Raw genomic sequence first — 12,988 nt, 5'->3', positions numbered from 1 at the left:
ATAGTCCTTTTAAAGATTGAGGTTATTAGCCAATTCATATTTGGTGATCTGCTTTTGGTAGCTATGCCACTCATCCCATTTGGTGCGCAGGAAGAATTCAAAGACGTGCTCACCGAGAACCTCAGCCACAAAGTCCGAGCCTTCCAGCATGCGCAAACTGTGGTCTAACGAGGTGGGCAGATCCTTATACCCCATCGCGCGGCGTTCACGGCGGGTCAGTGAATGCACATCGTCTTCAGCTGGATCGCCTAATTCATAGCCTTCGCGAATGCCTTTGAGCCCGGCTGCCAGCAGCACTGCGTAGCCCAAATAAGGGTTTACGCCCGCGTCAACGGAGCGAATTTCCACGCGGCGAGATTCTTCTTTGCCCAGGCGGTAGGTAGGAACCCGTACCATCGCCGAACGGTTTGAGACTCCCCAGGTCGCTGCCCCCGGAGCCTCATTGCCAAATTGCAGGCGCTTGTAGGAATTCGACCACTGATTGGTAATCGCCGTGAATTCCGGGGCGTGCTCCAAAATGCCCGCGATAAATTGCTTGGCGGTTTCAGACAAAGAAAATTCATCATCTGGATCGTGGAAGGCATTGGATTCGCCTTCAAATAGCGACAGGTGGGTGTGCATGCCGGAACCAGACCACTGTTCAAAAGGCTTAGGCATAAAGGTCGCACTTACCCCTTGACGTACTGCTACCTGCTTGATGATGTAGCGAAAGGTCATGATGTTATCGGCCATGGTCATGACATCGGCATGGCGCAGGTCGATTTCTTGTTGCCCAGGCGCTGTTTCATGGTGCGAGAACTCTGTCGCAATCCCCATCGATTCCAGCGCTAAGATTGCTTCTCGACGAAACAGCGGCACATCATTGTAGGTTGCCTGGTCAAAGTAGCCGCCGTTATCGGTGGGCTGCAAATCTTCAATATCAATGGTCTGCTTGAGAAGGAAGAACTCAATCTCCGGTGATGCCATGCACGTAAACCCATCGCCTGCCGCGGCCTGGACTTGCCGGCGCAAAATATGGCGCGGGTCGATCAAGGAAGGCTGGCCATCCGGCATGACCACATCACAAAACATCCGGGCTGCCTGCATATCCGGTACTTCTTGTTCAAAGGGCAGGACCTGGAAAGTCGACGGATCTGGCATCGCAATATTGTCCGATTCCGAAATCCGTGAGAAGCCCTCAATGGAAGAGCCGTCAAAGCCCACGCCTTCATCGAAAGCTGATTCCAGCTCCGATGGGCTCATTACCACCGATTTCAATCCGCCCATGAGATCTGTAAACCACAATCGAATGAAGCGAATATCGCGTTCTTCAACGGTGCGCAGGACGAATTCGTGTTGGCTACTCATAGTTTTGACCTTAGTAGAAACTACCCACCCGAGGTGACGTAAAACCCCGAAAGAGTTTGGTGAACCTTTAAAGAATGTGCGCAGTCTAAATAGATTGACCCAACGTTTTAAAAGTAAAGGAATTTTACTATGAACCGCCTGCACCATTTAGACCCGCATTTAGTACGTGCCTTCATCCACGACATTATTACCGTAGCTCAACGTGGCTGGATGCCACTGGACTTACAACACGTTTTAGGCCCTGCAGTAGCGGCCGTGTTAGAAAAAGCCGCACCCCAAATCCCCGCGCGCATTGGGATTGGGAAAATCCGCTACGCCTGGCTGAGTTACCGTCCCAGCGACTTCGATTTGTCTTTAGCCACCACGTTAAAGCCGCGCACGATTCACGCGTGGATGGATAAGCTTTACCGGCTGCCTTTTCTACGCGATGCCGAGGTGGTCTCCTCCGCTGAACCGCAATTTAGCGACCCGAAGCAAAAGAAGATGCATGACAAGATTCAGGGCTTATTAGCGAAGGCCGAGTCCACCCATTTTGAAGATGAAGCAGATGCGCTCATTGCGAAGGCGCAGAATCTGCGTCAGCAATATCGCATTGACCAAGTCTTAGATGAGCTAGAAACTTCCGCCGAAGAAGTCGTCGCTGTGCGCGTGCGTATTGCTGCGCCCTGGGTCAAACATCAAATGTCACTTCTGTCATCAGTAGCTTGCGCCAATGGCGGAACAGCCGTGCTGCTATCAGATCTGGGTATTTGCACTGTCATGGCGACCCGCGATGATGCTGAGCACATCGTCGATCTTTTCTCTTCGCTTAATCGCCAGCGGGCCTGGTTTATGACCAACTCTGAAGGCGCCAAGCTTGCCGCCGAAGAGGGCCAAACTGCTTCCTATCGGCGCAGCTTCATGTTGGCCTATGCCGGCAAGATTCATGAGTTGCTGCATGAGGCCAACATTGCCGCTGCACAACAACACCAGGAAAGTACTAATAACAGCACTCGGGATGAGCAGGAAAGCTCTGACAAGCGCCAATATGAAATCACCTCCCGGGCACTTCCTGCGCTGGCGCGCCGCCAAACCAATGCAGAAGAAGCCCTCCAAGACCTCTTCCCTAATTTGTCGAGCATGAATCTCTCGATGAACCACATGCGCGGCATTATCGATGGTGTCGATGCCGCAGAGCGCTTGCACCTTGGCGGTGATAAATCTGGCATTCGTACCAGCCGCAATCAGCTTGCTTCCTAAGCTTTCGCTTCAGCTTTCTTCGCCCAGCCAGTTGGGATGAGACACGGTAAGGTTGGTAAAAGAAAGCACGTCTATTACAACAGCGCATTTATAGCAGAGGGTGGGTCAATGTCCGCACAACCAGGAAAGACGGAAAAGTCAGCTAAATCAGTTTCGAAGTTTTTAGAAGTTGAAGCGAAATTTTCCGTCTCGCAGGACTTACCCACCCCAGTGTTGACCGATCTTCCAGGTATTGAGGATATCGGAGCTACGCGTTCGGAGTCTTTGTCTGCCATTTACTACGACACCAAGGACTTGCGTTTAACCCGCGCCAAGATCACGTTGCGCCGGCGCACCGGTGGGCATGATGACGGCTGGCACATTAAACTACCTAGCTCTGCTGGTCGCACGGAACTTCATCACGATCTAGGCGAAGCAGTTGATGGCGTATATACCGTGCCCACGCAGCTTCTCGCCCACGTGCGCAGTATCATCCGTAATCACCCAGTCGAGCCTATTGCGCAAGTCGATAACCAGCGCACCGAACAAGTCTTAGTGGATGCTTCTGGTGCTGCCCGCGCAGAGTTTTGTGATGACCATGTCACCGCGTTTTCTTTTCTTCCCGGTGGTAAGCAAACCTCCTGGCGCGAGTGGGAAATTGAATTGGCTGGCGATCTTCCTGGTTCAGAGGAAGGTACCGATTTCATCCGCACTGCCACCAAGCAATTTATTGCCGCCGGAGCACGGGTCTCTGCATCACCTTCCAAACTCGCTTCGGCTTTGGGCGATTCGATTAATAACGCTCCCCTGCCACCATCGCTTCTGAAACCCGACGTTGATAAAAAGTCCCCGGCTGCAGCAGTAGTCAAAGCACTTGCTGCAAATCGCGACAAGCTGGTGGCCTATGACCCGAAGGTGCGCGCCGATGAGTGGGATTCCATCCACCAAATGCGCGTGGCCACTCGGGAGCTGCGCAGCCACATGGAAACTTTCCACGGTGTCATTAGTGGCGACAAGATTGCGCACATTGAAGCCGAATTGAAGTTGCTCGCAAGCATCCTTGGTCTTGCCCGTGATGCGGAAGTTGTTGACCAGCGCTGGCAGTCGCTTCTTGCCGCTGAAGATTCCGATACTTTAGATGAAAACACCCGCAACCACATCGCCAACGATATGGGCCGCGAGTACACCCGCGCACACCGCAAGGCTGTAGCCGCCCTTGATTCCGAGCGCTACCTGGAATTGCTCGACTCCCTCGATGAGCTTTTAGCGCACCCTCCTCTTGAAACGGCTGCGCCTGAATCTGAGCAAGATTCTGAATCTCCTTTGGTTGATGCCGCCTCCGAAGACACCGACTCAGTGGTTCCTTCAGCTCCCGAGACCCCCGAGGCACTCGAGACACCTGAAGCTCTCGAGGCCGATGGTGAGCACGAAGGTGACGAAGATAAAGCAGCTGAAGAGCTAAGCGAAAAGCCGCAGAAGTCTGAGACGGAAGAAAAGGCTGAGGCCAAAGCAGCGGCTAAAAAGGCTGCCAAGGAGATGGAGCGGGTCTTAGCTGCGCACTTGGATGAGGCCTACCAGAAACTGCTCAAGCGCCATAAGAAAGCGAGCAAGAATTGGCATAATGATGAGCTGACGCTGCATGAGCGCGAAGAGTATTACCACGACATGCGCAAGGCCGCGAAGAAACTGCGCTATGCCGCAGAGGCGGCAGGTGCTGCTACCAAGCTGAAAACCAAGGGGCTTTATGCTGCCTGTAAGAAGATGCAGTCAGTACTTGGAGATTTCCAGGATTCTGTAACATCGCGCGACAAACTACTGCACCTAGCGCAAGCCGCACGTCGTCGCGGCGAGGATACCTTTGGCTACGGCCTGTTGTATCAGCGTGAGCGCGCGATTGGCTTGGAAGCTTTAGAAGATTATGAGGCTTGCATCAAAGACATCAAGCAAGCCTTCAAACCTTTAAAGAAACAGATGGAAAAGTAGTTTTCGCTACTTCTTCCAGGATGGGGTTTCGCCCCAGTCATCATCTTCGTCGTCTTCGTTATCAGCTGCCTTATTGCGGGCAGCTGCAATTTCGAGCGCGGAGCGGGCTTCTGATTCAGAATCATAAGGGCCCATGCGGTTTTCCCATCCGGCTTGCTTGCCTTGAGAGACGTCACCGGTGGATGGGTCAAAGTACCATTGGCTACCTTCTGCGGCCATGAGCATCTCCTTCTCAATTAACTATCGGTCGTTATCTTTGTTAGAAAAGCCACCTGATGGCTTATGCTTTCCCACACTACCGCCGCGGTATTTATCGCGCCCGCTAAACTATTAAGGTAGTTAGCTCGACCCAGTAATTTTTTATCCCACATGCAAGGAGCCCGATCAGCATGCCGATGTGGCCCGCACCCACTTCTTTAGCTTCCGCGCGCGCGCAGGAAGCACACACCGCACACGCAGGACATACTGCGCAGGCGGTTGCTAGCGCCCCGGGCACATGGTCAATTGCAGGTGAGCACGCGGGGCACTTCGGCGGCATCGTGGTCATGGGAATTTCAGAGCTGCGTGCCGCGGCCGCAGTGTCCCCTCGTACCGATGGCAAAGTTCAAGTGCGTCTCATTGAGACCACTCCAGAAGGTGAAAAGCACACCGATGACGCTATCGAGCTAGATGAGCTGGCCAAGCGCTTTGCCCAACAACAGCCAGGTATCGATGAGCAAGGCCGCCCGACGGTTCCGCCACTGCCCCAGGGGGGCTTAGCCGCGCGCGTCGGCGGAGTTATTTGGACAATGATTAACCGTCAGCTGCTCTCGCGTGAGACCGCAGGCGCTGACGTTACGATCGTCTGCGATATTCCGCGTGATGCCGGCATGGGTGCACTATCAGCTGCCGATGTCGCAGTAGCACTCGCGATGTTGCCGGAAAACGTCGAGCTAGATCCGCCCACCCGCGCACGAATTGCAGAAGTCTGCACGCAGGCAGTCGACACCTTCTCTTCGCTACCTTCCTTGCCAGCACGTCATACTGCGGCACTGCGCACCGAAGAAGGTTCGGTCAGCATCGTTGACTACGCCGATCATTCGGTCACTAAGGCTGCCGCGCCTATCTCCGGGGCCCAGCGTGCTTTTGTGCTCTTCCCCGCGGGTGCGGATGTTCCTGACCAGGCCGCAGGCATTGCGCAGCGCCGCCAGTTCGTCGATGACGCCAGCCACGCTTTTGGCACCGAATCTTTGCGTCTGTTGCCCGATGCTCCAGAGCGGGTATTGGACTGGCTCAACGCCGTGCACAAGGTTCATGGTTCCAAAGGCCAGCCCACTATTGCCGAAGCATCCGGATGGCTGCGCTTTTATGAAGCAGAAACCACCCGCACCCACCAGGTCGCACGTGCGTTGCGTTCAGGTGCGTGGAGTGATCTTGGCACTATCTTGGCTCTCTCGCAGCAGGATCTGCGCACCTACTACGGTCTCGACAACTCGGATGCACTGGGTGAATTAGCCATTGCCCGGCGCGCGCTCTCAGCACGCGCGGCCTCAGCTGGCACGTCCAACGCCGTGTTGACTTTTGTCCCAAGTGAGCGCGCGGAGAATTTCGCCGCTGACTTTGCTGCCGATGGGCTTATCGTGGTTCCCGTTGTCCACGGCACCGAAGCCGTGGTTGAATCCGCAGCCCAGTAGCTTAATCAGCAGGCCACGCGAATTTCACCTCGCGGGCATCGGGATCGGCAGTAATCAGTGACACGTGGACGCTGTGGCCCTCGGGCGGGGCGCCCACGACATCGGCAAGCACTGGCGGCTGGGTGAGAAACGCGGACGCCTTGTTCTTTTCCTGATCCGCGCTAAGCACCACAGCTTCAAAGTTGTGTCCGACCCAGGGTTGCAGGACGCGGGCTTCCAGCCAGTTCAGCACGGCCTTTTCCACCTGCGATGCTAGCTGCGAACTTCGCCGCATCGAGGAAATAACTTCGTCGGCTTTGTCCGCAACCCACTGTGGAATCTCTTCACCAGCGCACAACGCGAGACACACCTCAGAGCCAAAGCGGTCTACTAATCGGCGCAGTGGCGCGGTGACGTGGGCATAGTAGCCGCCGATGCCCGCATGGATTTCCGCTTCCCCCTCCCCGAGCCACACATAATCGGCCCCGCGCAGCAACCTTTGTGCAAGGCGCATCGCCGCCATACCGCGGGGTTCGTCGGCATTAATCGAGAGCAAAAATTCCGTGATGCTGTGCTCGCCGATGTCGTAGCCTAATGCTGCAATACCGCGGCGAAATTCCCCCTCTGCTTCCGGCGTTGCCGCAGGCAGCGTACGCAAGAAACCAACGCCGTGTTCAGCCATGAGTTGGCCCGCGCACATGCCCGTAAGCAGTGAGATCTCTGAGTTGTAGTCCATGATTTCATGGCGAGGCTCGATTATTAATTCGTATTGTCCGTCATCGTTAAGCTCAACGCTTTGCGATGGCAACCGCAAGGAAATCGCGTGCCTGCGCAAAGAGGATGCCTGACGTAATTTACCCACCTCCGGCAACAAGGCGATGGAAGAATGCAGCTGACCTTTCATTAAATCTTGGTGGGTCTGCTCATAGTCTAGGCGCGCACGCGAGCGCACCAGCGCGCGTTCTGCATGAAAATTTTCTACCTCACCGGCTGCATCGAGGTGAAAAGTCCACATCACTGCGGGACGGTCAACACCAGGAAGCAACGATGCTTCCCCTTCAGAAAGCTCCGGTGGATGCAGGCGTGCCGGCTCCGCGGGCAGATAAATAGTTTGTCCGCGACTTAAAGACTCACGCTCAATGACCCCGCCGGGTTCGACGAACGCGGCAACATCCGCGATGGCGTAGGAGACGATATAGCCTGCCCCACTCGCTGGTTTATCTATAAAGACGGCCTGGTCTAAGTCCATCGAACCTTTTGGATCAATGGTCACCAGGGGTATATCACGCATATCTTTACGCAGCGCAGAGAACCTATCGTGCGCATGCGCCGCTGCATCAGTAACACTGTTGTCAAAGGCCAGAGGGATTTTAAACTCGTTGGCGATGGAGCTTAAATCGAGGTGCGCAGCATATAACTTCATGCTGTCCCATTGTTCCAGAATTTCCTACTTTCGCGGGGCAAAAGCAAAAAGCGAAAGAGAAGAAAAAGTATAAGAATGAGCCAGCCTATAAGCCGGATTCTGTACTGCCTCAAGCTCAAAGCCTAGGACAGCGGTGAACATCCATCTGGACGCATCGTTGCCAATACGCCTCAAGCGGCTACCTTCAGGTTCGAGCGAGCAGCTCTCAAACACCTGATCAGGCCCGCCAGTAACGGGCCATGATGCCTTGCTTTCAGTGGGGTTTACCCAGCCGCCCCAATCACTTGGGACGCTGGTGCGCTCTTACCGCACCGTTTCACCCTTACCGCGCTTGCGCGTGGCGGTCTACTTTCTGTTGCACTTGCCCGCAGGTCACCCTGGGTTGCTGTTAGCAATCACCGTGCTCTATAAAGTCCGGACTTTCCTCGGCGCTCGCCTGTCCTGGCCTGCAGGATGGTTCGATTGCCGCGTTCACCCGGCCGACTCATTCGAGAAATTATTCTAGCGCACCCAGGTGCCCAATATCATTTACGCAGCGTACAAGGGATCCATCGGGCCAAAATTCCACATCGCTAATCGATGCCAACCCCAAAAATACCTTCTCGAACACCGCAGCGTTGCCATCGAGTGCCTGCCGAATAAAGGATTTAATAGGGTTCACGTGGGTAACCACCAGCAAGGTCTTGCCGGGATAGCGCTTTTGTAGTTGCTGGCGTACTTGGCGCACACGCCGGTGCAGCTGCTGTAAGGATTCACCATCAGGGCATTCGACTGAGCTATCGTTCATCCATTCTTGCAACCGACGCCCGTCGTGTTTATCCACCGCGTGGAAAGATTCGCCTTCCCACTGTCCAAAGTCCAACTCAATAAGGTCTTCGATAGTTTCAATCTCGTCAATGCCCAATGCTTGCGCCGCTGCCTTCGCAGTCTGCTGGCAACGGGCCAACGGGGATGCGACAATAGCATCGAATTTAATACCGCGACTGGCCAGCATCTGGGCTGCCGCAAGGGCTTGTTTTTGCCCATGCTCGGTCAATTCGACATCCGTGTGACCCGAGTATTGCTTGTCGACGCTCATCTGTGTCTGCCCATGGCGCAACAGCACAAAGCGGGTGATATCTCCGCGGTCTCCCATCCAATCATTCGGATCCAGCGTCGAGGACTGCTCCGCTGTGCGCTCCGCAGTCGCGTTCACACCAGCTTCTACCGCAGGTGCCGCCTCAACCTCTTGCGACACTTCTTCCTTGTCGCGCACGATGCCGACTGGGTGGCCCGCAGCGCAGGCGTCCATGGCGTCATTGGATAATTTATCGGCGACAGAGTTTTTGGCACGCGCTACCCAGTCAAGGGTGAAGGAATCGAAGGAGTTGATGACCTTTTTCGCCTCAAGCGCCAGCTTTTGCATATCTGGATGTTTAATTTTCCAGCGGCCATTGATTTGTTCCACCACAAGCTTGGAGTCCATGTAAAACTCCACCTCGGTGGCTCCCAGTTCTTTTGCGCGTTCAACCCCTCGTAGTAGCCCGTAGTACTCGGCAACATTATTGGTGGACTTTTTGCCCACGACGTAGGCGATCTCATCGAGGATCGTCGAACCGTCAGCTGCGTAGATAACGATGCCGGAACCGGCAACGCCGGGGTTGCCGCGGGAGCCGCCGTCTGCGTAGATAATGACCTTCACTAAATTCAATCCTTAAATATTTCTCTGGCGACGCATGCCGCACCAAGTGTGCGACGAGGTGCCTTTAGGCAGGTCGAACCAAATAGGAACCACAGTCAGAGCACTGCGGCATCTCATTTTTGGGCGCATTCAAAATGGCAGCGCGCTCCGCTGGTGGCAGCACCATCGAGCAGGAACCACAGGTCTTCTCTGCCTTGAATGCTTCAACACCGACGCCATTTTCCAAGCGCTGACGCTCAAATTCAGCCAAGACATCGTCATCTAACTGTGCGCGCAACTCGGCGATTTCACGGTCAATATCACGTTCTGGTTCGACAGGAACTCCTTCCTGTGCTGCTTCAAATGCGCGTCGCGCGGTTTCAACCTTGCGTGCTGCTTCATCCACGCGTGCGCCATGCACGTCGCGGTTATTGCGCAGGGCGTGGATTTCGTTGTGCGCTTCTTGTAATTCGCTCATCAAATCCGCAATGCGGGACTTAGCTGCATAACGGTCATGTTCTAATTCGCGGCGCACATCAGGATCGGTAGCAGCGGACAGCTGCGCTTTGTCGTCGCGCTCTCGCTTGCGCAGCTTGCGCTCATCAGACTGGATGCGCAGGATGTCATTTTCCACATCGTCGACAGCCATCTGCGCTGCGGCAGCAGCATCAAGTGCACGCTTGTGCTCAGTTTCAGCCTTTTCTAAATCAGCCTTCTCGGCTAATTCTGGTGCCTGCGCGCCAACGGCGTTTAGACGCATCGTGCGTGAGAGTTCTAACAGCACCTGCTGCTTCTTCGGTTCCAGTTTCATCATGGTCTCCTTCAAATCCTTGTTTAGTTAAAATGCGGCCCTGTGCAAGCGCAGCACGTACACCACACCGCGTTATTGCACATGCGTTGACTAAGCGCCGTCCGGGTGCGCCGAAATAGTCCAGGGGTCAGTTCGCAGTGAAATAATCTCGCATTCCACTTTAGCGCCTGCAGCAACTACTTCCGAAGCCTGCTGCGTCCAAGGAAATTCACTCGCCCAGTGCGCGGTATCAATAACCGCCGGACCGCCCGCGCGCAGGTGCTCATCAACCGGATGGTGGCGCAAATCTGAAGTGACATACACGTCTACGCCCAAAGCCCGCGCGTTATCTAAGAAGCTATCCCCCGAGCCTGAAGACACCGCCACGCGTTTGACCATACGTTCCGGATCACCGGCAGCGCGCACACCCCACGCGGTTTCCGGAAGCGCATCGGCTACTTGCTGAGTAAATTCGCGCAACGTCATGGGCTCATCTAGCTCCCCAATCCGGCCCAAACCACAGGCAGTCTCTAAGTCGGCAGTCGGTGCCATCTCCACGACATCAAAGGCAGGCTCTTCATAAGGGTGAGCAGATCGCAGCTTGTCGATGATCCGTGCCCGCAAATTCGACGGCGCCACAAATTCCACCCGCATCTCACTACCGGTGTAGGGCTTCCCCACCGTTCCGGTATGCGGATCTGCTCCTTGTCCTGGGGTGAATTGACCTTGGCCTTCCCATTGGAAAGCGCACTCTGAGTAATCTCCAATAGCTCCTGCACCGGCCTCAAAGACGGCAGCTTTGACTGCTTCTAAAGCATCGGCTGGCACATGCATTCCCCACTTATCAATGATCTTGGGGTCCTTGGGCACAATTGGACGTCCCGGGGTGATGCCGACAAGTTCAGCTAGCTGGTCATTGACTCCCGGTCGTGCGGAATCAGCATTAGTGTGAGCGGCAAATAGTGCGACCCCACCACGAATCAGCGTGTGGATAACCTTGCCCTTCGGGGTATCAGCAGCCACCGATTCCACACCGCGCAGCAACAACGGGTGGTGAATAACGAGCATGTCAGCACCGATTTCCACGGCGCGTTCGGCAACCGCTTGGGTGCAATCTAGAGCAAAGGCGACTTTGCTTACCTTCGCTGCAGGGTCTCCACAAATTAGGCCCACCGCATCCCATTTTTCTGCCAAGTATGGCGGGTAGGCGGTTTCTAGGATCTGGCGAATATCTGCCACGGTCATCGCATCGGAAGTAAGTGAGCTCATAGTCTCCTATCCTATATGCCACTTCCAATTGCTTACTTGGCAGCAATGCTGGTAAACACAGCCATATGTCCGATGCTTTTACCTCGTCATCTTCCCCTACCTCACACCCTTTGCATATTTGTTTTGTCTGCACTGGCAATATCTGCCGTTCTCCCATGGCAGAAGTCATTGCACATGACGCATTAGAGGCCGCTGGTCTTACACATTTAACCCGCACTTCCTCCTGTGGATTGGGTGGCTGGCATGCAGGACAAAAGGCAGATGAGCGCACCATTTTAGAATTGCGCCAATCTGGCCACGACGGTGATAAGCACCGCGCCGCGAAGTTGGGACCTGAGCACCACAATGCAGATATCTTCGTCGCGATGGACGATAGCCACGTCGATGGTCTTCTGGCCGAGGGCATCTCACCTGAGCGAATTCGTATGCTGCGCTCTTTCGATCCGCGCTCGCCAGAGGGGTCAAACGTGGAGGATCCGTATTACGGATCACAGGCAGATTTTGCCCGCACGCGAACAGAAATCGAAGCGTCTGTGCCTGGGCTTATCGAGTGGGTTAAAGACCTTCTCAACAGCTAGACTAGGGGCATTATGCGCGAACAGGTAAAAAAGAAGAACTCTGGGTGGCTCGGTGCGTTTCGGCCGAGTTGGATTCTTCTAGCTCTTTTTGTCATTGCCTTTACTTATGTCTCCATCACGATTCTCTCGCCGTGGCAGCTGCATAAAGACGATGACATCGTCGAGCGCAACCACCAACTAGAAGCTGCCTTTGAAGCAGACCCAGTGGATTACAAAGAAGCTATCAACGCTGATGGTTCGCTCGACGCAGACAAAGAATGGACGCGCGTAGTTCTTACGGGTCAGTACCTCAATGACTATGAGACCTTGTTGCGCATGCGCCCGGTGAGCTCTGGTCCGTCTTATCAATCCTTGGTGCCTTTTGAGACCACTGAAGGCGACATCATTTTAGTCAACCGCGGGTGGATTCCCGCTGGTGAAGCCAACGCAGTACCAGATGACCTGGAATCTGCTCCCACCGGCGAAGTTCAGCTCAACGGCTTTGCCCGCCTAGGCGAAGCAATCCACCCGAATGCCCCCATTGAGCGCGATGGATACAAGCAGGTGTATTCCATCAACGCTGAGACCATCATGGATTTCACTGGTGTGGAAGGTTTAAGCAGTGCTTTCGTGCAGCTTTCCGATGACCAACCAGGCGGACTAAATACCATTCCACTGCCGTCAATGGATCGCGGAAACCACCTGTCTTATGGCTATCAGTGGATTGCCTTTGGAATCCTCGCACCCATTGGCTTGGGCTGGTTTGTCTATTCTGAAATCCGCGAGCGTCGCCGCGCCGAGAAAGAACAAGCAGAGCTAGAAGCCCTCCGCACCTCCGATACCCCCGCTGAGCAAGCCACCTCCGAGGAGACCTCCACCGAGACTGCTTCTACCCACGCCGCACCTGTTACCACCGAGACCCACGCCAAAGAGGCGCCGGCAGAGCAAACGCCTGCGCAACCTGCTGACGCAGAGCCCGTAATAGAAAACCACACCACCGCCGCATCCAGGCGCCGCCGTGCACGTTACGGCGACTCCCACCCAGACCACTACGCGAAGTTCAACAAGCGCTCCCAAGACCGCGCGTAA

11 protein-coding genes and 1 other RNA gene are annotated in these 12,988 nt (G+C 54.9%); 5 read left to right on the top strand and 7 right to left on the bottom strand.

Translation table 11 applies throughout. The features are described from left to right. Positions 1–9: 9 nt before the first annotated feature. On the bottom strand, positions 10–1,347 hold the full coding sequence (locus CSTAT_RS04505) for a glutamine synthetase family protein (protein WP_075722631.1): 1,338 nt from the start codon (positions 1,345–1,347) through the stop codon (positions 10–12). A 129-nt stretch (positions 1,348–1,476) separates the two neighbouring features. Here CSTAT_RS04505 and CSTAT_RS04500 point away from each other — a divergent pair, with 129 nt between their 5' ends. Both CSTAT_RS04500 and CSTAT_RS04495 read left to right on the top strand, forming a co-directional pair. Continuing rightward, on the top strand, positions 1,477–2,586 hold the full coding sequence (locus tag CSTAT_RS04500; RefSeq protein WP_075722630.1) for a DUF2786 domain-containing protein: 1,110 nt from the start codon (positions 1,477–1,479) through the stop codon (positions 2,584–2,586). A gap of 108 nt (positions 2,587–2,694) precedes the next feature. Beyond that, entirely contained in the window at positions 2,695–4,548 is a 1,854-nt protein-coding gene (locus CSTAT_RS04495) for a CYTH and CHAD domain-containing protein (RefSeq protein WP_075722629.1), read from the top strand. Positions 4,549–4,554: 6 nt separating this feature from the next. Here CSTAT_RS04495 and CSTAT_RS04490 read toward each other — a convergent pair whose 3' ends face one another. Next, a complete protein-coding gene (locus CSTAT_RS04490) occupies positions 4,555–4,767 on the bottom strand; it encodes a hypothetical protein (RefSeq protein WP_075722628.1) in 213 nt (70 codons plus the stop codon). Positions 4,768–4,937: 170 nt separating this feature from the next. On the opposite strand from CSTAT_RS04490, the gene CSTAT_RS04485 reads away from it, so the two are divergent. After that, positions 4,938–6,221, top strand: a complete 1,284-nt coding sequence (locus tag CSTAT_RS04485; protein ID WP_075722627.1) for a galactokinase family protein — start codon at positions 4,938–4,940, stop codon at positions 6,219–6,221. 1 nt (position 6,222) lies between these two features. On the opposite strand, the gene CSTAT_RS04480 is transcribed toward CSTAT_RS04485, so the two are convergent. From CSTAT_RS04480 to CSTAT_RS04460, 5 genes are all read right to left on the bottom strand, one after another. Then, entirely contained in the window at positions 6,223–7,623 is a 1,401-nt protein-coding gene (locus tag CSTAT_RS04480) for an RNB domain-containing ribonuclease (RefSeq protein WP_075722626.1), read from the bottom strand. A gap of 72 nt (positions 7,624–7,695) precedes the next feature. After that, an RNA gene (gene rnpB, locus CSTAT_RS04475) (RNase P RNA component class A) lies at positions 7,696–8,110 on the bottom strand. A gap of 9 nt (positions 8,111–8,119) precedes the next feature. Then, positions 8,120–9,304: a bifunctional RNase H/acid phosphatase gene (locus CSTAT_RS04470; RefSeq protein ID WP_075722625.1), complete on the bottom strand. Its 1,185-nt coding sequence runs from the start codon at positions 9,302–9,304 to the stop codon at positions 8,120–8,122. Between the two features lie 64 nt (positions 9,305–9,368). Beyond that, positions 9,369–10,094, bottom strand: coding sequence for a zinc ribbon domain-containing protein (locus tag CSTAT_RS04465; RefSeq protein WP_075722624.1), 726 nt, complete (start codon positions 10,092–10,094; stop codon positions 9,369–9,371). 90 nt (positions 10,095–10,184) lie between these two features. Beyond that, positions 10,185–11,342, bottom strand: coding sequence for a Nif3-like dinuclear metal center hexameric protein (locus CSTAT_RS04460; RefSeq protein ID WP_075722623.1), 1,158 nt, complete (start codon positions 11,340–11,342; stop codon positions 10,185–10,187). Between the two features lie 65 nt (positions 11,343–11,407). Between CSTAT_RS04460 and CSTAT_RS04455 the strand changes: the two genes are divergently transcribed. Together CSTAT_RS04455 and CSTAT_RS04450 are read left to right on the top strand one after the other, a co-directional pair. Beyond that, positions 11,408–11,920, top strand: a complete 513-nt coding sequence (locus CSTAT_RS04455) for a low molecular weight protein-tyrosine-phosphatase (RefSeq protein ID WP_075722622.1) — start codon at positions 11,408–11,410, stop codon at positions 11,918–11,920. Between the two features lie 12 nt (positions 11,921–11,932). Beyond that, positions 11,933–12,988 carry an SURF1 family cytochrome oxidase biogenesis protein gene (locus CSTAT_RS04450; protein ID WP_075722621.1) on the top strand — a complete coding sequence of 352 codons (1,056 nt, stop codon included), beginning with the start codon at positions 11,933–11,935 and terminating at the stop codon, positions 12,986–12,988.

Source organism: Corynebacterium stationis, from assembly GCF_001941345.1.
Lineage (GTDB): Bacteria > Actinomycetota > Actinomycetes > Mycobacteriales > Mycobacteriaceae > Corynebacterium > Corynebacterium stationis.
This window is presented reverse-complemented; position numbering and strand designations above follow the sequence as displayed.

Excerpts from the sequence above, each read along its gene's own strand:
- CSTAT_RS04495 (WP_075722629.1), top strand. The coding sequence starts at position 2,695 with ATGTCCGCACAACCAGGAAAGACGGAAAAGTCAGCTAAATCAGTTTCG.
- CSTAT_RS04480 (WP_075722626.1), bottom strand. The coding sequence starts at position 7,623 with ATGAAGTTATATGCTGCGCACCTCGATTTAAGCTCCATCGCCAACGAG.
- CSTAT_RS04505 (WP_075722631.1), bottom strand. The coding sequence starts at position 1,347 with ATGAGTAGCCAACACGAATTCGTCCTGCGCACCGTTGAAGAACGCGAT.
- CSTAT_RS04450 (WP_075722621.1), top strand. The coding sequence starts at position 11,933 with ATGCGCGAACAGGTAAAAAAGAAGAACTCTGGGTGGCTCGGTGCGTTT.
- CSTAT_RS04465 (WP_075722624.1), bottom strand. The coding sequence starts at position 10,094 with ATGAAACTGGAACCGAAGAAGCAGCAGGTGCTGTTAGAACTCTCACGC.
- CSTAT_RS04455 (WP_075722622.1), top strand. The coding sequence starts at position 11,408 with ATGTCCGATGCTTTTACCTCGTCATCTTCCCCTACCTCACACCCTTTG.
- CSTAT_RS04500 (WP_075722630.1), top strand. The coding sequence starts at position 1,477 with ATGAACCGCCTGCACCATTTAGACCCGCATTTAGTACGTGCCTTCATC.
- CSTAT_RS04490 (WP_075722628.1), bottom strand. The coding sequence starts at position 4,767 with ATGGCCGCAGAAGGTAGCCAATGGTACTTTGACCCATCCACCGGTGAC.
- CSTAT_RS04485 (WP_075722627.1), top strand. The coding sequence starts at position 4,938 with ATGCCGATGTGGCCCGCACCCACTTCTTTAGCTTCCGCGCGCGCGCAG.
- CSTAT_RS04460 (WP_075722623.1), bottom strand. The coding sequence starts at position 11,342 with ATGAGCTCACTTACTTCCGATGCGATGACCGTGGCAGATATTCGCCAG.